General features: G+C 65.1%; 16 protein-coding genes. 11 read left to right on the top strand and 5 right to left on the bottom strand.

Going from position 1 to position 20,839, the window contains the following annotated elements:
• Nucleotides 1–38 precede the first annotated feature (38 nt).
• Genes AC1DVA_RS14600 through AC1DVA_RS14620 form a run of 5 tightly spaced genes read right to left on the bottom strand, consistent with a single transcriptional unit; the run spans nt 39 to nt 6,806 of the window.
• A complete protein-coding gene (locus AC1DVA_RS14600) occupies nt 39–1,244 on the bottom strand; it encodes an NAD(P)/FAD-dependent oxidoreductase (RefSeq protein ID WP_265051740.1) in 1,206 nt (401 codons plus the stop codon).
• Between the two features lie 19 nt (nt 1,245–1,263).
• A complete protein-coding gene (locus AC1DVA_RS14605; RefSeq protein ID WP_265051741.1) occupies nt 1,264–2,361 on the bottom strand; it encodes an ABC transporter ATP-binding protein in 1,098 nt (365 codons plus the stop codon).
• Nucleotides 2,358–4,328: a dipeptide/oligopeptide/nickel ABC transporter permease/ATP-binding protein gene (locus AC1DVA_RS14610; protein WP_476806303.1), complete on the bottom strand. Its 1,971-nt coding sequence runs from the start codon at nt 4,326–4,328 to the stop codon at nt 2,358–2,360. The genes AC1DVA_RS14605 and AC1DVA_RS14610 overlap by 4 nt, the downstream gene beginning before the upstream one ends.
• Nucleotides 4,325–5,251, bottom strand: coding sequence for an ABC transporter permease (locus AC1DVA_RS14615; RefSeq protein WP_476806304.1), 927 nt, complete (start codon nt 5,249–5,251; stop codon nt 4,325–4,327). Before AC1DVA_RS14615 ends, AC1DVA_RS14610 begins: the two co-directional genes overlap by 4 nt.
• A gap of 22 nt (nt 5,252–5,273) precedes the next feature.
• A complete protein-coding gene (locus AC1DVA_RS14620) occupies nt 5,274–6,806 on the bottom strand; it encodes an ABC transporter substrate-binding protein (protein WP_476806305.1) in 1,533 nt (510 codons plus the stop codon).
• Nucleotides 6,807–7,033: 227 nt separating this feature from the next.
• Here AC1DVA_RS14620 and AC1DVA_RS14625 point away from each other — a divergent pair, with 227 nt between their 5' ends.
• From AC1DVA_RS14625 to AC1DVA_RS14675, 11 genes are all read left to right on the top strand, one after another.
• Complete coding sequence (locus tag AC1DVA_RS14625; RefSeq protein WP_476806306.1) at nt 7,034–7,930, top strand: LysR family transcriptional regulator; 897 nt, start codon at nt 7,034–7,036, stop codon at nt 7,928–7,930.
• A 96-nt stretch (nt 7,931–8,026) separates the two neighbouring features.
• The gene (locus AC1DVA_RS14630) at nt 8,027–8,932 is read left to right on the top strand and encodes a LysR substrate-binding domain-containing protein (protein WP_476806307.1); all 906 of its coding nucleotides are present in this window, start codon (nt 8,027–8,029) and stop codon (nt 8,930–8,932) included.
• Nucleotides 8,933–9,187: 255 nt separating this feature from the next.
• Nucleotides 9,188–10,105, top strand: a complete 918-nt coding sequence (locus AC1DVA_RS14635; RefSeq protein ID WP_476806308.1) for an ABC transporter permease — start codon at nt 9,188–9,190, stop codon at nt 10,103–10,105.
• A gap of 5 nt (nt 10,106–10,110) precedes the next feature.
• Entirely contained in the window at nt 10,111–11,055 is a 945-nt protein-coding gene (locus AC1DVA_RS14640; protein ID WP_476806309.1) for an ABC transporter permease, read from the top strand.
• A complete protein-coding gene (locus AC1DVA_RS14645) occupies nt 11,055–12,137 on the top strand; it encodes an ABC transporter ATP-binding protein (RefSeq protein ID WP_476806310.1) in 1,083 nt (360 codons plus the stop codon). The genes AC1DVA_RS14640 and AC1DVA_RS14645 overlap by 1 nt, the downstream gene beginning before the upstream one ends.
• Before the next feature lie 16 nt (nt 12,138–12,153).
• On the top strand, nt 12,154–13,164 hold the full coding sequence (locus AC1DVA_RS14650) for an ABC transporter ATP-binding protein (RefSeq protein WP_476806311.1): 1,011 nt from the start codon (nt 12,154–12,156) through the stop codon (nt 13,162–13,164).
• A gap of 25 nt (nt 13,165–13,189) precedes the next feature.
• A complete protein-coding gene (locus AC1DVA_RS14655; protein WP_476806312.1) occupies nt 13,190–14,302 on the top strand; it encodes an NAD(P)/FAD-dependent oxidoreductase in 1,113 nt (370 codons plus the stop codon).
• Between the two features lie 47 nt (nt 14,303–14,349).
• Entirely contained in the window at nt 14,350–16,092 is a 1,743-nt protein-coding gene (locus tag AC1DVA_RS14660; RefSeq protein ID WP_265051752.1) for an ABC transporter substrate-binding protein, read from the top strand.
• A gap of 82 nt (nt 16,093–16,174) precedes the next feature.
• Nucleotides 16,175–17,263 (top strand): NAD/NADP octopine/nopaline dehydrogenase family protein, encoded by a 1,089-nt coding sequence (locus AC1DVA_RS14665; RefSeq protein ID WP_476806313.1) that lies wholly within the window; start codon nt 16,175–16,177, stop codon nt 17,261–17,263.
• Nucleotides 17,264–17,298: 35 nt separating this feature from the next.
• Complete coding sequence (locus tag AC1DVA_RS14670; protein ID WP_476806314.1) at nt 17,299–18,402, top strand: NAD(P)/FAD-dependent oxidoreductase; 1,104 nt, start codon at nt 17,299–17,301, stop codon at nt 18,400–18,402.
• Between the two features lie 565 nt (nt 18,403–18,967).
• Complete coding sequence (locus AC1DVA_RS14675) at nt 18,968–20,776, top strand: coiled-coil domain-containing protein (protein ID WP_476806315.1); 1,809 nt, start codon at nt 18,968–18,970, stop codon at nt 20,774–20,776.
• The last annotated feature ends 63 nt before the right edge of the window (nt 20,777–20,839 follow it).

Here is a 20,839-nt window from a genome sequence, read left to right on the forward strand (position 1 = left end):
CCGCATCTCCCGGTCTGACGTTGACGATGTGGGAAAGTTCAGGCCGCGGCGCGGCCGAGTGCGGCGGCCTTGAGCAGTTCGGCCGGCTTGTGGAAGCGCAACGGCGAGAACGGCTCAAGCGCTTCCGGCTTCTCGCCCGTCTTGATCCAATCGGCGAACAGCTTGGTGAAGCCGAGCGAGATCGCGAAACCATGGCCCGACCAGCCATAGCCATAGATCAGATTCGACACCGCCTCCGCCTGCCCGATCAGCGGAATCTGATCGACGGCGACGGTCTCCACCCGCGATGCATCGACACTCAGGAAACTGGAATTGTCGATGAAGGGCAGCGTGTGAAGCGCGTCGGTGACGTTCTGCGTCATCGAGCTCAGCGAGCCCTTCCACAGCCCTTCCGGCGTGTAGCCGACATGCGCTCCGCCCGAGAGCATGATCACGCCGTCGGGAAGCTGCTTCACGGCGAGCCGGCGATGCGCGTGGGAGAGCAGATGGTTGACCGTCTTGTTCAGCGGGTTCGAAACGAAATGCATCTGCGGCATGAGGTTCCAGACCGGGCCGAGTTCATGCGGCTTCAGAACCGGCTTCAGCAGGGCCTCGGCACCGGCATTGGCGACCACGACCAGCCGCGAGCCGACGGGAATCGTCTCCCCACTCGCGAGCTTCACGGCCGTTGCGATGCCGCGCGTCTGCACGATCTCGGCGACCTTGGCGCCCGTGCGGATGACGGCACCAGCCTTGGCGGCCTCCTTGGCGAACTGGCGCGTGGCAACGGTGTGGTCGCCGACGCCGTCATGGGGGCACCAGATCGCGCCCAGGATGCCGGGCGCGAGCTCTGGCTCGCGCGCCAGCGTCTCATCGCGCGAAAGAACTTCGGATGGCGAGCCCAGGCTCGACTGGGCAGCCGCCGTCGCCTCCATGCGCCCGCGCACCTCGTGCTCGCGATGGCCGTAGGACACGTCATAGATCTTGAGACCGCCGACGCGCCGATAGCCGACTCCGCCCTCGAACTTCGCCTGATAATCCGCCCAGAGCTGCTGGGCGATGGCGCAGACCGGCAACTCGCGCAGATCGCGACCATTGGCGCGCACGCCGCGCTCGCCAGGGCCGCCCGAGGCGCCACCGGCGATCTCGCCAGCCTCGAGCAGGGTGACGCTGCGGCCGGATTTCGCGAGCTGGTAGGCCAGGCTCGTCCCGTAGATGCCGCCGCCGACGATGACGACCTCGGAGGCGCTATGATGATCGGACATCGATCCTATCCTTCGTCTTTCAGCTATCTTGGATATGAGGGCGTTGATCCGCGAAATGGCAGCTCGCGGCACTGCGGCCCCCGGGCGCAGGGTGGAGGGCAGGGGTGTCTTCTACGCAGATGCGTGGCAGGAGTCCGTCCGGAGTAGCCACGCTCGGCAGCCCCTCGGCGGCACGCTGCCTGGCGAGCGGGCAGCGCGTGTGGAAACTGCAGCCGCTCGGGATGGCGAGTGGACTCGGGATCGAGCCTTCCAGCATGGCGAGCGATTGGCCCCGACCCGACGGCGTTGCGGGCGCGGCGATTGCCATGAGGCTGCGCGTGTAGGGATGACGCGGCGCGCCGCAGACCTCCTCGACATCGCCCTGTTCGACGAAGCGGCCGAGATACATGACCCCGACCGCATCGGCCATGTGGGCAACCAGGGCGAGGTCGTGAGTGATGACGATGTAGGTCAGGGCGAGCCGCGCCTGGAGCTCTGCGAGCAGGTTGATGATCTGCGCCTGGACCGAGACGTCGAGCGCGCTCACCGGTTCGTCCAGGACGAGGATGTCAGGCTCGCAGATGATGGCGCGGGCGATGGCGACGCGCTGACGCTGACCACCAGACAATTCATGCGGATAGCGGGCGAGATGCGCCGCATTCAGCCCCACCATCGCGATGACGGCGTTGATGCGTTCGGACCGGGCGACACGTTCGCGGTGCAGGCCATGCACGGTCAACGCCTCCGCAAGCGTGTCGGACACGGTCATCCGGGGATCGAGCGACGCGCGCGGGTCCTGCAGCACCAGTTGAACCTTGCGCCGAAGCGCGCGCAGGCCCGGCTTGTCGAGGCTCGAGAGACGCGTGCCATCGACGACGACCTCACCGGCGGTCGGCCTCAGCAATCCGACGATCAACCGAGCGAGCGAACTCTTGCCGGAACCCGATTCCCCCACGATGGCGAAACAGCTTCCCCGTCGGACGCTGAAAGACACGCCGTCGACAGCGCGCACCACCGGCGCCGCGACACGGCTCAGAATCGCCTTCCGGCCACCAAAATGCCGGCTGACGCCGTCGACAACGACGACGTCGTCGACCTCGGCGGCCGGGCGGCGCGGCGGGCGGACAGCCGCGTTCATTGCAGGCCCTCCTCGGCGAAAGCGCAAGCGACGATCCGGCCCGCCAATGGACGCGGCTCCGGCTCCTGGCCCGCGCATGCGGGCCGCCCCTGTGTGCGCGGGCAGCGCGGACGGAAGGTGCAGCCATCGGGAAAGCGGCCGACCAGCGGCGGCTCGCCGGGAATGCTGCGCAGGGGTTGGCCACGGCTCTCGCCGCTGCCCGGAGCAGAGGTGCGCAGCGCCACTGTGTAAGGGTGCAGCGGCCGCTCCAGCACGGTTGCGACTTCGCCGCTCTCGACGATGCGGCCGGCGTACATCACGGCCACGTCGTCGGCGAAGCGAGCGACGAGGCCAAGATCGTGCGTGACCAGCAGCACGGCCATCCCGCGTTGCGCCTGGATCTCGCGCAGCAGGACGAGAATCTGCTGCTGGATCGTGACGTCCAGCGCACTGGTGGGCTCGTCGGCGAGCAGAACCTGCGGGTCCTGGGCAAGCGCGATCGCGATAACGATGCGTTGCTTCATGCCGCCCGAGAACTGATGCGGGTACATGTCGAGACGCCGCTCGGGATCGGCGATCTTGACGTCCTTCAACAGCGCGATGCAGCGCTGCCTGACGGTTTGCTCATCGAGACGCGTTCCCGTGCGCACCGCTTCGGCGAGCTGGTCCCCGATCGTCAGCACCGGGTTCAGCGCGCTCGCCGCGTCCTGGAAGACGACACCGATCTTGAGTCGTCGCAATTCGCGCAACGCCTTGGCGGAAAGTCCGAGCGTCGGCTCGCCACCGAGGCTGATGCTGCCTTGGGTGATCGCGATCTCCTGCGGATTGGCGAGAGTGCCGATCGCACGCAGCAAAGTCGATTTGCCTGAGCCGGATTCGCCGACCAGCGCGAGCGTCCGGCCGGATTGGATCGCCAGGTCGACGCCGCGAACGACATCGAGCAACCCGTCGCCGGTCCGGAACGCCATGCGCAGGGCCTTGACGGAAACAGCGCTCTCATCCTCTGCAGGTTTATCGTCGATAATGCTGGGTGCCGCGGCAGGTCGGCGGCGCAGGAACGCGAACAGGGGCGCCCGGCGGCCGCTCCGCCGGCTGGTCGGGTCGTAGATCACGCGCAGCGCCTCGCCGAGCAGATTGAAGGCGAGCGCCGAGACGGCGAGGAATAGTCCCGGAAAAGTCGCCAGATAAGGGTGGCTGCGAATGTAGGAACGGCTTTCGCCGAGCATCGTGCCCCATTCCGGGAAGGGCGGCTGCGTGCCGAGCCCGAGAAATCCGAGGCCCGAGGCCGAGAGCAAGGTCGACGCGAAGAGCAGCGTCGAGAGCGTCAACAGCGTGCCGGCGATGTTCGGCAGCACATGGCGCAGAATGATGCGCATCGGACTCGCACCAAGGGCCGCGGAGCCCTCGATATAGGGCTCGGCCAGGATGCTGAGCGTCACGGCGCGGGCCGTACGCGCGAAGACGGGGATCGAGACCACGCCAACCGCGATGATCACGTTCTGCGTGTTGGCGCCGAGAATCGCCACGACCGCCAGCGCGAAGACGATGTCGGGAAAGCTCAGCATGATGTCTATGACGCGCATCAGCAGCGCCTCGATCCAGCCCCGCCGCCAGGCGGCGAGGATGCCGAGCGGCACGCCGATGAGGAACGCGACGGTAACGCCGCCGACGCCGATACCGAGCGTCGCGCGCGCTCCGATCAGCACACGGCTGAAGACGTCCCGCCCGAGCTGATCCGTGCCGAACCAATGCGCGGCAGAAGGCGGCCGAAGCGTCTGCGCGAAGTTCTGGCGGAAAGCATCCTGCGGAGCCAGCATGGGCCCAAAGATCGCGAGCAGCAGGTAAAGCACGACCAATGTCAGGCCGATCGCGCCCTTGGGCTGGGCGAGGATGCGCCGCAACAACGTCCAATGCGGGCGTGGCGCGAGCGCCGCAGGGGCCGGGGGACGGTGGAGGGCGGCAGGCGCCATGTCCTGGACCACGCTCATGCCGGCCTCTCTTGCTCACGCGTGCGCGGGTCGAGCCATTGCGTCAGCAGGTCGGTGACGAGGTTGATGAGGACGAAGAAGACCGCGAACATCAGGATCGCGTACTGTATGACCGGATAGTCCGCGCGCGACACCGCATCGACGAGCAGCCGCCCGACGCCGGGGATGCCGAAGACGGTTTCGGTCACGACCGAGCCGCCGAGCATGCCGCCGAACTGCACGCCGGCGACGCTGACCGCTGCGATCAGCGAATTGCGAAGCGCGTGGGCGAGCACGACACGGGTCTCGCTCAGCCCCTTGGCGCGGGCCGTATCGAGATAGTCCTTGCCCATCGCCTCGGTCAGGCTCGCCGCGACAAGGCGACTGAACATGGCGGCGGGGCGTGTGGCGATCACGAGGATCGGCAGGACGAAATGCGCGGGCGTCGAGGCGCCGGCTGCCGGCAGCCAGCCGAGATTGACCGCGAACAGCCAGATGCAGAGCAGCCCGAGCCAGTAGATCGGCATCGAGATGCCGGCGAGCGTCAGCACGGTGATCGCCGCATCCGCCGCCCCGCCCGGGCGCATGGCGCTGACGATGCCGGCGAGCGTGCCGACGAGGACACCGATCGCCAGGCCGCCGATCGAGACGATCAGCGTGTTGGGCAAACGCTCCGCCAGCTCGACGACGACGGGCCGATGCGTGCGGAAGGAGGTCGCGGCAGCCGGATCCCAGATGCCCCGGATGAAATGCCCGTAGCGCGCGAGCAGCGGTTCGTTGAGACCGAGGAACTTGCGAATGCTCTCGATCTCTTCGTTCGACGCGGTCGGCCCGGCGAGAATCTGCGCCGGGTCGCCCGGAATGAGGTCAACGAAGAAAAAGACGAGCAGCGAGACCGCAAACAGCGTCGGCAGCGCTCCGCCCAGGCGTCTGAGAACGAACATCGTTCCGCCTCCGCTTCCGGCGCTACTTGAGGGTGACCTTGTCGAAGACCAGCGTCTCGTTGGGCTGGACGGCGAAGCCCTGCACGCGGTTCGCCACGCCGATCGCCTGGGTTTGGTACCAGAGGAAGAGGAAGGGCTGATCCTTCCACACGATCTCCTGGATCTCCCCGTAAATCTCCTTCTGTTTGGCCGGGTCGGTCGCAGCGCGGCCTTCCTTCAGAAGCCCGTCCACGCGCGGATTGGAATAGCCCGTGCGGTTGGCGCCGACGCCGGTGAAGAAGAGCCGATAGAGCGTGTAGTCCATCCCCGCCGTGGCGCGCCCGACCATGCCCATGTTGTCCGTGCGCTGCGCGGGCTCCATGCCGACGACCTTGGTCCAGGTGCCGCGATCAACGACAAGCGGCGTCGCCTTGATGCCGACATTCTCTAAGGACCCCGCCAGCGCCTGGCAGACCTGGACGTCCTTGATGTAGCGCCCGGTCGGACAGGTGAAGCTGAGCGCGAGCTGGCCCGGCTTGTAGCCGGCCTCCGCCAGCAGCTTCTTTGCGCCTTCGGGATCGAACTGGAGCAAGGGGAAGGTCTTGCGCAATTCATCCTGCGTGCCCGGGCCGACCATGCCGACCGATGGCGTGCCCAGCCCGCCCAGAACGCCCTTGGCGATGCCGTCGCGATCAATCGCGAGGTTCAGAGCCTTCCGGACCTTCGCATCGGCGAGCGGACCGCGCAGGACCATCTCCATGTTCACGGAGAACATGCTCGGCGGCGTCACGACCTTCGCGCTCTTCAGAGCGTTGATCGCGTCGATCGACTCCGGCGGCACACGCTCGACGATGTCGGCCGCGCCGGTTTCCATCAAAGCCATGCGCGAGCCGTCTTCGGGCACGACGCTGAAGTCGATCGCTTTGAGCGTCGCGGGATAGTCGCCCGCATATTTCGGGTTCGGCACGAGCCTGAAACCTTCGCCGCCGACGAAGCGCTCCACCATGTACGGACCGGAGCCGACCGGCTTGCGGCCGTACTCGGCCCCCATCTCCTTGAGCGCCTTGACGTTGACGATGCTCGCTGCCGTGTTGGCGAGCAGCATCAGGATATGGCCGTTGGGTTCGGCGAGATGAAACTCGACGGTGTCTTCCCCGACGGCCTTGATCGTGCCGAGCGAAGCGTAAAGGCCGCGATAGATCGAGCCCGTCTTCTCGTCCAGCATGCGGTTGAAGCTGGCCGCGACGGCCTCGGCATTCAGCGGATCGCCGTTGCTGAAGGTCCTGCCGGGTTTGATCTTGACGGTGAACACCTTGCCGTCGGGCGAGAAGGACGAGTCCGTGGCCAGGCTCTTCTGGACGTTGTTCTGCGGGTCGAGGCGATAGAGCCCTTCGAGCACGGCCAGATCGACCGCGTTGCCCACGGGAAGATCGTTGAAGGCGGGATCGAAGGTCGCGGGATCGGCACCCACCGCCACGCGCAAGACGCCCGCGGGTTGGGCGAAGGCTTGCACGGCGGCCAGAGACAGACCGGCAACGAGTGCCGCCACGGTGGAGGAATGACGAAGGCTGCGCATGTTGTGCTGTTCCCCAAGCTGGCAATTTCGGCGGTCGCGCGAGTGTGGGCGAACGGCTAGGCGTCCACCGCTTTCACGATGCGAAGTCAGTCTTTGGTTTCTTGGTCGCTTTCCTGCTCATCCTGTCGAGATGCGGATGGCGGCGACGAAAGCCAGCAGATCACAGCTTTTGATCTATCTCAAATTCATAAATTTACGATCTATATGAATTGAGGTTATGCTATCCCATGCACTACCGTCAGGTCGAAGTCTTCAAGGCAATCATGGATTCCGGCTCGATCACCGAGGCGGCCAACATCCTCCACATCTCCCAGCCGGCGGTCAGCAAGGCTCTCAAGCTGCTGGAGGCCGAACTCGGCCTGCGCCTCTTCGCCCGCACCACCAAGGGCATCGCGGCTACGGAGGAGGCTCGCCTGCTCTATACCGAGGTCGAGCGAACCTATTTCGGCATGCAGAACCTGTCGCGCTTCGCCGCCAGCCTTGGAGATCGCAAGCAGGGCCGTATCGTCGTCAGCACGATCCCTGCGCTCGGCATCGGCTGGCTTCCGGCGATGGTCGCCCGTTTCTCGGCAGCGCATCCGGACGTGGCGATCACGCTGCATTCGAGCAATTCGGTCGATGCCGCGCGCCTGGTCGGAAGCGGCGAGATCGATCTCGGCATCGCCCAGCTCCGAAGCGAGGAATACAACCTCTCCCGGCGCAAGCTCTTCGATCTCGAAGGCATCATCGCGCTGCCCGAGGGACATCCGCTCGCGCGCAAGCCTGATATCGAGGCCCACGACCTCGATGGCGAGACGATCGTCGCCCTCGGTCCGGACGACGAATTCCGCCGCAAACTGACCCAGGCCCTCGAAACGGCGGGCCAGCACCCGCGGACCATCATCGATGCGAGTCTCGGCCTTACGGTCTGTGCACTTGTCGCCGCCGGATGCGGAGTCGGCATCGTCGACAGCGAGGCCGCCCGAGAACGCGACAATCGCGGCCTTGTATTTCGCAGCTTCCGGCCTGCTATACGCGTCCCGATCTTCCTTTTCCGCCAGCGCGGCCGGCCCACCAGCAGGCTCGTCGAGGCCTTCAGCGCCGGACTCAAGCCTCCGCCGCCTTTCTCCAATGCTCCGGTCTAGGTCATCGCATTGCGGGACGGTCGCGAATATTCACTGCGCCGAACCGCCTAATCCTGATCACAAATACGCGGCGGACGCATTCCTGCGAGGGGACGGATGGCGATAAATCTCAGGCACGTCGAACTCTTCCGCCACATCATGCGCTTCGGCACGCTGACCCAGGCAGCCGAGATGATGTCCGTTTCGCAGCCCGCCGCCAGCAAGATGCTGTACCAACTCGAACGCGGCACCGGCATCATCCTTTTCCAGCGCACGAAAGGACGGCTCAAGCCGACGCGGGATGRCGAATTGTATTTCGCCGAGGTTCAGCGGACCTGGGAAAGCGTCGAGCGTCTCGAGCGGATGACGAAGGACATCCGCGAGCTCCAATTCGGCCGTCTCAATCTCGGCGTCATGCCGATGCTGGCCGGGACGATCGTGCCGCCCTTGCTGACGCGCTTCTGCCGGAAGCACGAAAAGACGGCGGTCAAGCTGCATTCGCGCAGCTCCGATCGCATTATCGAATGGGCCATCGCCGGGCAGATCGATCTCGGTATCACCGAGCATTCCACCCCGCATCCGAACGTGATCTGCCGCATGATCGCGCGCATTCCCAATGCCTGTGTCTTCCCCGACGGCCACCATCTGGCGACCCGGCAGAGAATCCGGCCGGAGGACCTCGACGGCGAGAGTTTCGTATCGATCGGATCGGCCGACCGCCGCGCAGCCATCGAGAAGGTGTTCGAGCAAGCAGGCATCCTGCCGCGCATGTTCATTGATGCGCCGATGGCCAACGTCGCTTGCGCCATGGTCGCCAGCGGTGCCGGGATTGCTCTCGTCGACGAGGTCAATGCGCAGCAGTTCGTCGGCCGAGGCCTCGTCGTAAGGCCTTTCGCTCCGGAGATCTTTTCGCCCGTCTGGCATGTGCGCCCCAACAGCCTGATCAGCTCCTCGCTGGCCGAGGCGCTGATGCGGGACATCGAGGACGAATTCGAGCGGCTCGGCTATCGCGTCGATCCATGAGGCGCACGGCTGCCGGGCCGGTCGAGATCATAACCTCAGGGAATGAACTGGCAAAATCATATTCTTTGACGCCCTGATTTTGCGTCCATACGCTGACCTTCATTGACATAGATCAAACAAACCGACCCGGTTCTGGGCGTGCCGAACAGCATGTCTGGAACACAGGAGCTCTATGTCCAAAATAAACTGAGGGTGTTGTTCCGGATGCGAATCGCCGTCTTTCTAGCGAGAAGGCTGATCTTTGCGATTTTGCTGATGCTCGGAGTCAGCGCGGCGATCTTCTTCCTGGTCAATGCGATCGGTAATCCGATCGAGCTGATGATGGCCGAGACGCCGGGCATGACTGGCGAGGTGATCGAGCGGATGAAGGCCTATTACGGGCTCGACCATCCCCCGCTCACCCGCTACCTGCTCTGGCTCGGGCGACTGGCGCACCTCGATTTCGGCACCAGCATCGTCTACAACCAGCCCGTCGGATCGCTGATCCTGACCTGGGGCTGGGAAACGCTCAAGATCCAGCTGCCCGCGATCCTGATCGCTCTCGCTGTCGCAATTCTCTTCGGAATCACGGCCGCGCGCCGCCAGCATTCGCGCTCGGATTTCGCGGTGATGGGCACCGCGCTGCTCGGCCAATCACTGCCGGCCTTTTTCCTCGGCATCCTGCTGATCTTCGTCTTCTCGTACACGCTCGACTGGCTGCCTAGCTACGGCGCCTATTCGACGCGAAACCCGTTGTGGGGCAGCCCGGTGTTCGATGCGCTCTGGCACATGGTGCTGCCAGTTGCGATGCTGACATTCTTCAACACCGCGACGCTGACGCTGCTGATGCGTTCCAACATGGTGGACGTGTTGAAAAGCGACTTCATCGCGGCAATGCGCGCCAGCGGCATTCCCGAACGACGCGTCATCTTCGTTCATGCGCTGCGTGCGGCCTTCATCCCGATGCTGACCTATCTCGGTCTGCTGATCGGCCTGATGCTCGGCACGGCGCCGGTAACCGAATCCGTCTTCACCTGGCCSGGGCTCGGMTAYCTCTACATCTCSGCGATCCAYCAGCTCGACTAYCCCGTSATCATGGGCGCGAGCGCGGTCATCGCCTTCATGCTGATCTGCACGACGCTGCTGACGGACGTCATCTACGTCCTCATCGATCCCCGCATCAGCCTGGAGTGAGCTGCGTGACCGACCAGACGATCACGAGTCAGCCGCCTGTCGCGAAGCGCATCGCCAAGCCGGCCAAGGGCATCTGGCGACAGGGTTGGCAGCGCTTCAGCAGAAGTCGCACCGGCATGCTGGGGCTGGTTCTCGTGATGCTTGTCATCGCAACCGCCGTCGTCGGCCCGTTCCTCGCACCCTTCGATCCGCAGGACCAGAGCCCGATGATCGATCCCGGCGCCAAGGCACCGCCCAGCTGGACGCATCTGCTCGGGACCGATCGCATGGGCTACGATGTGCTGAGCCGCCTGATCTACGGCGCCCCGACAGCTCTCGCGGTCGGCCTCGGCGCCATGTCGATCGCCTCATTGATCGGCGTGCTGGTTGGTGGATTCGCCGGCTATCGTGGGGGCACGACGGATGAAGTGCTGATGCGCTTCACCGACTTCTTCCTGGTCATCCCGGTCTTCGTGGTCATTCTTGCGGTGGTGCGGCTGCTCGGGGTCACGGTCGTCAACACGCCGCTCGAGAGCGTGCCCTATCTCAACCTGAGCGTGATCATCCTGCTGATCGGCGTCTTTTCCTGGGCGCCGATCGCACGGATGACCCGCGCGGAATTCCTGCGGCTCAAGAACCWGGAGTTCGTCGAGGCGGCGCGATGCATCGGCGCGACATCCGGTGACATCCTGTTCCGCCATATCCTGCCCAATGCCTTGCCTTCGCTTGTCGTCATCATCGCGCTTGGCATCGGCGGCGCCGTGCTGTCGGAGGCGATGATCGGCTTCCTCGGCTTCGGGGACCCGGCTGCGGTGAGCTGGGGCCAGCTTCTCTACTTCAACTACGAGGCTTTGAAGGTCGCGCCCTGGGCCTCGCTCAGCCCCGGTGCGGCGATCTTCCTCACCGTCCTCGGATTCAATCTTCTGGCTGACGGCCTGACCGACGCCTTCAACCCGCGGGCGAAAAGCTGATGACGAGCCTCGCTGCCGAAAGACAGGCTGAAGCTGCTTCGCCAGGACGGTCCGAAGCTGCAAAAACACCCGCGCCGGTGCTGGTCTCCGTCGAGAACCTGCGTATCCAGTTCCCGCCCTGGAGCGCGCCGGTACGGATCGTCGACGACGTCAGCTACCAGGTTCGTGCCGGCGAAACGATGGGCATCGTCGGCGAATCCGGCAGCGGCAAGACGCTCTCCAGCCTGGCGATTCTCAACCTGCTTCCGCCTCCGGGGCGGATCGCGGGCGGGCGCATCGTCTTCGAAGGCGAGGATCTGGCGGCCAAGTCGCAGCGAGAGATGCAGAAGCTGCGTGGGCGCCGCCTGGCCATGATCTTCCAGAACCCCGGCTATTCGCTCAACCCGCTGTTGACGGTCGGCGCCCAGCTCGCGGAGATCTTGAAGGTCCACGAAAAGCTGCCGCGTTCTGTTGCACTCCAACGGGTGGAGCAGCTGTTCCGCCTCGTCGGAATCACCGATCCGGGCCCGCGCCTGTCGCAATATCCGCACGAGATGAGCGGAGGCATGAAGCAGCGGGTCTGCATCGCACGTGCGCTGCTGTGCAATCCGGCTCTGGTGTTGGCCGACGAGCCGACGACCGCCCTCGACGTCACCATCCAGGCGCAGATCCTCGATCTGCTCGAGGAGCTGAAGCAGCGCCTGGGCATGTCGATGATCTTCGTCACGCACGACATGGGCGTAGTCGCGCGCATCGCCGATCGCATCACCGTGATGTATGCGGGGCAGGTCTGCGAGACCGGCGACAAGCACGCCGTTTTCGCCCGCCCGTCCCACCCCTATACGCAGGCCTTGCTCGCCTCGACGCCGCGGATCGACAAGCGCTACGCCATCGACGCCGCGGGGCGCCGCGAAAGGTTACCGACAGTCGGCCTCGCTGCGACTCCGGGGCAAACGCTCAGCGGCGGCTGCCGTTTCGCCGGTCGCTGCCCGGAAGCGATGCCGGAATGCTCCCGTCTCGTGCCTCAGGCCGCGGCGATCGAGTCCGGCCGCGTCGTCCACTGCCTGAAGCGCGGCAGCACGGGGGTGCCCGGCCATGGTTGAGACCTTGATAGAATCGATGGCCGAAGCGCGTCAGCGGGTCGCGCAAAAGCCGCTTCTCAGCGTCGACGGGCTGGTGAAAAGCTACCCGCTGCATCGGCGAGGGCTCTTCCGCCAGAAGGTCACCGGCGAGATTCGTGCTGTCAACGACATCAGCTTCGACCTCGGCATCGGCGAGACGCTGAGCATCGTCGGTGAGAGCGGTTGCGGCAAGACGACAGCCGCACGCTCCATCCTGCACCTGGTCGCGCCGACATCCGGGTCGATCCGTCTCGGCGACACCGATGTATGCGAGACGTTCGGCCGGGATCGCCGGCCCGACATCCTCGCGCTGCGCCGGCAGATGCAATACGTTTTCCAGGATCCCTATCTCTCGCTCAATCCGCGCTGGAGCGTCCGGCAGATTCTCTCCGAGCCGCTGCGGGTCCATAGCCTTCTGCCGCAGTCGCAATGGGAGAGCGCGGTCGACGCCCTGCTGGAGCGCGTCGGCCTTCCGGCTGAGCATGCCGACCGCTATCCGCACGAATTTTCCGGCGGCCAGCGCCAGCGCATCGGCATCGCCCGCGCACTGGCGGTCGAGCCGCGTCTATTGATCTGCGACGAACCGGTGTCCTCGCTCGATGTCTCGGTGCGTGCCCAGATCCTCAACCTTCTGGCCGAGCTGCAGGAGGAGCTGAAGCTCTCCTATCTCTACATCTCTCACGATCTGAGCTCGGTACGGTTCCTGAGCAACCGCATTGCCGTGATGTATCTCGGCAATCTGGTCGAGGTCGGAGACGTCGACGAGATCTTCGCGCGTCCGCGCCATCACTATACCGCGGCCCTCATCTCGGCGATCCCGGTGCCGGATCCGGCACGGCAGAAGCCGCGCGACGCGATCAGCGGCGAGATCCCCAGTGTCGTGAAACGCCCGCCCGGCTGCGTCTTCCATACCCGCTGCCCGGCTGCCTTGCCGGTCTGCTCCCAGCAGGTTCCGCCGCTGTCCGCGCCGGACGGCACCCACGCCTTTGCTTGCCACAATCCGCGCTGAACGCGGACCACCACAGGACCATGCCATGATGAACGTCATCGTCGTCGGAGCCGGAATCGTCGGCAGCTCGGTTGCCTATCGCATCGCGCAAGGCGGCGCGAAGGTCACGGTGCTGGAGGCTGACCGCATCGGCGGCGGTACCTCCGGCGTCAGCTTCGCCTGGACGAATTCCAACAATAAGACGCCGCGTCCCTATCACGACCTCAACGTCGCCGGCATGCGTGCCCATGCCGCGCTGAAGGAGGAATTCGGTGCGACGCCGTGGTTCCATCAGAGCGGCAGTCTCGAATGGCGCGTCGATCCGGCAGATGTCGCGGCGCAAGCCGAAAAGGTCGTGCGGCTGCGCGAATGGGGCTACGACGTCCAGATTATCGACAAGAAGCGGCTCGGCGAGCTGGAGCCCGAGATTGCGCTGGACGCTGTCCCTGATGCCGCGCAGATCGTCTTCTGCCCGGAGGAGGGCTGGGTCGACCCGGTTCTCTATGCCGGCACGATGCTGCGAGCCGCACGCCAGCGCTACGGTGCCGCCATCAGGACAGGGGTCAGGATTACCGGCCTGGAGACGCGCAACGGTCGCGTGATCGGCGCGCGCGACGATAGCGGCGCGCTCCATGAAGCGGATCTGGTCATCAACTGCACCGGGCGCTGGTCGAACGAGACGGTCAACCAGACCGTGCCGAACATTCCGCTGGCGCCGACCGTCGGCTTCCTGGTCTTTACCCCACCGGTCGGCGTCGAGCTGCGCCGGCCGTTCCATGCCCCCGATGTCGATGTTCGTCCGGACGGCGCCGGCCGCCTGATGGTGCGCAAGGACTCGCTCGACGACCGCTTCGCGGCGCTCGAAAGCCGCACGCCGGACTGCGAGGAGGCCCGGATCGCCATGGAAAGCGCCGCTGAAATCCTGCCGGGCCTGAAAGGCGTCAAGGCAGAGGCGGTGCGGACGACGGTGCGGCCCATTCCGGCGGACGGGCTCTCGACCGTCGGGCCGGCACGCGGTGTCGATGGCTATTACGTGGTCGTGACCCATAGCGGCGTCACGCTTTCGCCCTTCCTCGCCCAGGCCGTGGCGGACGAGGTGCTGCATGGGCGCCAGAGAGCCGAACTCGAACAGTTCCGCCCGGCGCGCTTCCAGGCCTGAAGACACCGGGGCTCCGGTTTCCAATCACACAAAAGAAGGGGAAAGCGATGACTGAGAAATCGACGCGACGTGATGTTCTCAAATGGACCGGGGCCGGAGCGGCGGCGCTCGCGGCCGGCGGGCTTCCGGAGCCTGCCTTGGCCAAGCCGCCCTTCTTCAAGCTCTATCTGATGATCTTCAACAACCTGCAGTCGCGCATGATCTGGACCGACCTGATCGGCAAGCAGTTTGCGCGGCTCGGCATCGACGTCAACGCCAGCTACCAGCCTCCCTCCGTCGTGATCGCCAGGCGCGCAAACGACAGCGGCAAGACCCATGTCGAAGGCGGCTTCGACATGTATTCCGAGCGAATCTACTATAGCGGTCTGTCCCCGAGCCCGGAAACGCTGTTTCACAGCAAGAACATTCCGCCCAACGGACAGAATTATTACCGCGTCGCGGACAAGCAGATCGACGAGTCGATTGAGAGATATTCTCGCGCCGTGACGGCGGAAGACCGCAAGGCGGCGATGAATGCGTTCGTGAAGCGCTGGTACGAGATCGAGCCGCTTCATATGGTCTTCTATCCGGAGGAGGTGATCATCACCAACCCCAAGCTGAAGGGCCTGGAATCGACGACCTACAACCCGGTCTTCTATCCGCGCCCCGAGGACTGGACGATCGAGGGCGCCACCGGCGACGTCACCGCCACTTTCGCCTCCTGGCAGCCGCCGAGCCAGCTCATCCCGATGTATGGCAGCGGCTACAACGAGGCCAACATCTTCGGCCCCGCCTACAACGCGCTGATGGAATACGACAGCTGGGCCAACAAGAAGCTGGTTCCGGCACTGGCGGAATCGGTCAAGGGCTCGGAAGACGGCAAGACCTGGGTGCTGAGCCTGCGCAAGGGCGTGAAGTGGCATTCCGGCGAGGAGTTCACGGCCGAAGACGTGAAGTTCACCTGGGATACCATCATCGATAAGGCCTATGCGAGCCTGTTCCAGGCGCCGCTCAGCACGGTGATGGGCTCGTCGGACGCATACAAGATCACCGGCACCCACGAGATCACGGTCACGCTGCCGCAGCCGAACGCGATGTTCCTCGACTTCCTGATGCCGGTCATCGCGATCATGCCGAAGCATGCCTACAAGGGCCTGAAGCCGGAGGAGCTGCGTGGCCATGTAATCAGCACCTGGCTGGGCACCTTCCCGGTTAAGACCTCAGACGGCAAGGTCTTCGAAGCCAAAGGCGCCGTCGGCACCGGGCCGTGGATCCCGCAGGGTTTCGATCCTTCCCGCAAGGCCTACAAATACAGCAGGAACGAGAACTACTGGAAAAAGACCGAAGGCAACGTCAAGACCTTCTATGTCGTCAACATCCAGGGCGCGGATGCCCTGCTCAGCGCCATCAAATCCGGCGCCATCGATGCTCACGACCCGATGTATGACGTCGGCGGCCTGCTCGACACGGTCGATGCGTCCTGGGGCAAGGTCAATCGCTTCGACTCGTTCAAGTGGATGCAGACCTGCCTCAACATGGACCATCCGGTCTTCGGAACCGGTGTGGAGACGCCGCTCGGCAAGCAGGATCCCAGCCGCGCTGCCGAGGCCGCCGTGTATGTCCGCAAGGCGATGAGCCACATGATCCCGCGCGAGCAGATCATCAAAAACGTGGTCTCGGGGTTCGGCAAACCGGGCACGGTGCCAATGCCCTTCACCTCCGAATACTACGATCATGATGCGCTGAAGCCGATCTCCTACGATTTCAACCTGGCCAAGCAATATATGGAAAAGGCCGGCTACAAGTATTGACGCCAGCGGCGTCCAGCAGGCAGGCCGGACATTGATGCCCGGCCTGCTCCGAAACCACCAACAACTCCCAAGGATCAGGACGATGCGTGTCGCAGTGCTCGGTGCGGGCTCGATTGCCTATGGCAATGCCGCTCTTCTCTCTTCTCTCGGCCACGAGCCGGTTCTGTGGTCGCCGTCCGGCAAGAGCGGCCAGAGCATCGCCAAGGGCGAAGCGCTGACCGCGACGGGCAGCCTGTCCGGCAGCTTCAAGGTTGCCATGGCCGCGAGCGCCGCCGAAGCTGTAGCCGGTGCCGGCGCCGTGCTTTTCGCCCTGCCGGCGAACGGCCACCGCAAGGCCATGGACGCCGCGGCTGCCCATCTCGTCTCCGGGCAGGTCGTCATCATCAGCTCCCATACGTCGTTCAGTGGCCTCTACATCGCGCGCAGGATCGCCGAGCGCGGCCTGGATGTGCCCGTCGTCGTCTGGGGAACGACCGTGACCGCCGGCCGCAGAACCGGCGATGCCAGCGTCAACGTTTCGACGATCCGCTCCAAGGTCGACATCGCCACAATCCCCGTCTCGGCTTCCGAGCGCGGCATGAAAACCTGCCAGGAGCTGTTCGGAGATCGTTTCGTCCAACGCGACGACGCGCTTGCGATCTCGCTGTCGAATCTCAATCCTCAGAACCATCTCGGCATCGCGTTGTGCAACTTCACGCGCATGGAGCATGGCGAGACCTGGGGCCAGAACGAAAACAACACCGATTCCGTCGGCCGCCTCCTCGAAGCCCTCGACGCCGAGCGCCTCGCGATTGCGGAGGCCGCAGGCTACAAGGTGCGCACCATTCGCGAGCACTATAACCTCTCCTTCCATGTCGAGCCCGGTCCCGTGGGCGARATGGCCCGTCAGCTCGCCGCGCGCGGCAATGGCGGCAACGGACCCAGCAACATCGATACGCGCTATGTCCTGGAAGATGCACCCTTCGGCCTGCACCCGACAGTCCTTCTCGGCAAGATGGCTGGCCGCCCCGCGACGCTGCATCAAGCCGGCGTCGACATCTTCTCGGCGCTCTACGGCAGGGATTTCGCGGCGGAGAACGATCTGCTCGGCGATATCGGCCTGGAAGACATGTCGCTGGGCGATCTGAAATCGCTTGTCCGCGATGGCTGGACCAGCAGGCGCGCGGCCTGAGGGCCGACCGCGGCATTCTTGAACGGATAGGGATCATGACTGAGATCATTGTAGTCGGTGCCGGCGTCCTCGGGACGTCGGTCGCCTATCGGCTCGCGCGCGCCGGCGCCAAGGTCACCGTGCTCGAAGCGACCCGCGTCGGCGGGGGCACGTCGGGCATTTCCTTCGCGTGGACGAACTCCAGCAACAAGTCGCCGCGCGCCTATCACGACCTCAACGTCGCCGGCATGAAGGCGCACGCCGCCCTGAAAGACGAATTCGGCGCGACGCCCTGGTGGCATGGCGGTGGCCGTGTCGAATGGAGAGCTGAACCGGAGCAGGCTGCCCTTAAAGCCAAGGTCGAGCGTTTGCAGAGCTGGGATTATGCGGTCGAGTGGATCGATCGCAAGCAGTTGCTCGAACTGGAGCCGGACATCGCGCCCGAGGCGATCGGCGATGCGCCGATCGCCTGGTGCCCGAATGATGGCTGGCTCGATCCCGTGGTCTATGCCCACGCGATGATGAGCGCTGCCCGGCGGCACGGCGCAACCCTGCGCACCCAGACGAGGATTTCCGGTTTGATCGTCGAGAGCGGCAAGGTTAAGGGCGTGCGCAGCGAAGGTGGCGAAAGCTTTTATGCCGATCTCGTTGTGAACTGCACCGGCCGTTGGTCGAACGACACCATCGGCTCGGACCTCCCGAACATACCGCTGGCACCGACCGTTGGCTTTCTCGTTTTCACCCCGCCCGTACCAGCGAGCATCCAACGTGTCGTCGCATCACCGGTCTGCGATTTTCGCCCGGATGGAGCCGGTCGTTTGATGCTGCACTGGGGCGCTGCCGATGCGGCCGTCACGCCCGAGATCGGGGTCAACCCCGGAATGGAACAGGCCGCGGATCTCGTCGATCGCCTCACCCGCATCCTGCCGGGCATCGCACCCGTGAAGCCGGAAGCTGCGCGCGTTACTGTGAGGCCGATTCCGAAGGACGGCCTGTCAGCCATCGGACCCGTCCCGGGCGTGGAGAACTATTACGTCATGGTGACGCATAGCGGTGCGACGCTCTCCCCCGCGCTCGGCGCCATGGCCGCAGACGAAATCATCAACGCCACAGAGCGGCCCGAACTCGAGAGCTTCCGGCCTGCCCGCTTCTTTGCCTAGACCCGACGGGTTTTCGACAAGGCTGGCGTAGAGCGCGACGGTTGCGTGCGCTCTGCGCCAAACTTCTTTCGGGGAGACGCGGCCGGTGAAGAATGCCTTGCGACTGGCGGGCTCTGAACGCCGAGATGAGGAGCGGCCTGGCATCGGATTTGAGCAGGAGGTCGCGCCCCGCCTCCACGTCACGAGCCAGCATTGCAAGATGATGTGGATTTCGCCCCCGGAGGGTGCGCCGAATTTGCCTCCTGAGGCGGCTGCGTTCCTGCGGCCGGCTTTCGGGTGATGAGCCGGAGTCCGCTCATGGCGCGAGGTTGAACGATCGGCGGATTCGGGCCGATCGTCGCAACCGTACAAATGGGGTACCTCGTCAGTTCAACGCCTGCCCCGATGCGCGACTTCTAGACTTGGCCGATCTGCGCTCAGGTTTATCGGCAGGAGGCGGATTCGAACGCTCGTCGACTGGCCGGATGTAGATGCCGTTCCCCGACTCCTGGAGCACCAGCTTGCACCCGGCCCAGCGTGTCGCCGGGCAGTCCCCGGGGCCGCCGACCGAATAGGCACCCGTTAAATGCGCAATACGATCGACAGTGCACGAAACGTTGAGAAAGCAGTCGTCGTCGAGGGCACTGCAGGCTTGGCTGGCGGTGACGTGCACTGGGCTCGCGACTGGGTCGAGGACAACAGGCGGATAGCGCGCCATCAGGCCGAGGCTTCGGCGGGTAACAGCGCCCGACAGGCGGCGGGCGCTAGCCGCGGCTTCTCAAGCAAACACTCCCGTAAGGCCGGGCAGCCGGCGGGGTGGGGTCATGGCGTCGCCTTTCTCGGCGGTGCCGCTGCAGCAATGGTCGTGGCGGTGCTTCTTGCCCCGGGAGACATCGAAAGATCCGGCTCCGCGAAGGGCAGCGCACAACGCAGTACGAGCGCTATCCAGTTGCCGAGTCGCAGCTCCGATATCGCCATCGCGTCGAGCCTGCGAGCCGGCGCCGATCATGCGGACACGCCAGCGCAGGGAAGATCCACCGAACAGGTGCCGGAGATCGCGAAGCTGCCGCAGCCGGACGCGCAACAACTCTGGAACGCAGAGCGCGTCGGAATGGAGCAGGAACTGACCGAAGCCCGACGCACCATCGACATGCTGGACGCGCGCATGCGGACCGCGGCAGCAGACAGTGAACGGTCTCTGGCGCAGGAACGCGAGAAAGCGGCGGCTCTGATGCAAGAGGCGGCTGCCGCGCGACAGGGCCTGGCTGCACTGACGGGGCAACAGCAGCAGGCGAGCGCCGAGGAGCGCGGCCGTGGAGCCGGTCTGGCGAGCGAGCTGGCGGCCGCACGGCGAGACATCGAATTGAAGACGGCACAGCTGCGCAAAGCCAATGAAGAGGCGGAGCGATTCAAGCAGGCCGAAGCCGCAAAGGGCGCGGTGGCGCTCGAACAGGAGCGACAGAAGACGGCGGCGCTCGCCGACGTCGCAACCGCGCGCAAGGACCTGAACGCGACCAGGGAGCAGCAGCGCCAATCGCTTGAAGAGGAACGGGCGCGAAGCGCCGGATTGGCGAGCCAGCTGGCAACGGCGCAGCGTGCGATCGAGACGCAGACGGCACAGCTACGCAAAGCCGGCGACGAAACGGAGCGGTTCAAGCAAGCCGAAGCCGCAAAGGGCGCATCGGCGCTTGAACAGGAGCGACAGAAGACGGCAGCTCTCGCCGAGGTCGCGGCAGCGCGCAAGGACCTGAACACGGCGCGGGAGCAGCAGCGCCAGGCGCTCGAAGAGGAACGCGCGCGAAGCGCCGGACTGACGCAACAATTGGCGACGGCGCAGCGTGCGAGCGAAGCGCAGACGGCTCAGTCTCTTAGTGCCGGTGAGGAATCCGGCAAACTCAGGCAGGCGAGCGAGAGGACGATCGCGGAACTGCGGCAAGCCCTGCAGTCGGAACGCGAACGGATCGCCGTCATGGCCGTGGAACTCGCGGCCGCTGCACCCCTCATCGCTTTGGCTGAAGCGCCCGCAGCTGTCGCGCAAGTCAACCATGCTCCCGAACCGCCAATGGCGGCGCCGGCCGTCGTGGCGGTCGCGCCTGTGCAAGCGACTTCGGATGTGCAAGGCAACCCGGAAGCGACGCGATTGATCGCGCGGGCGAGCGCGTTGCTCGGTCAGGGCGATATCGGATCTGCGCGGGCCGTGCTCGAACGTGCGGCGGAAACGGGCAGCGCTCGGGCGAGCTTCATGCTCGCCGAGACATATGACCCCGGCATCCTGTCGGCCTGGGGCACCTATGGCACGCGCGGCGAAGTGACGAGGGCGCGTGAGCTTTATGCGAAGGCGCAGGCCGGGGGGATTCAAGAGGCCAAGCAACGCGCCGACGCACTGCTTCGATAGGCGCTCCCGCAGAGCGATGGACGCCGGCTGCGGGATTATTCGCGAATTTGGAAGGGAAGACGA

The organism is Allobosea sp. P4_C6, assembly GCF_056402015.1.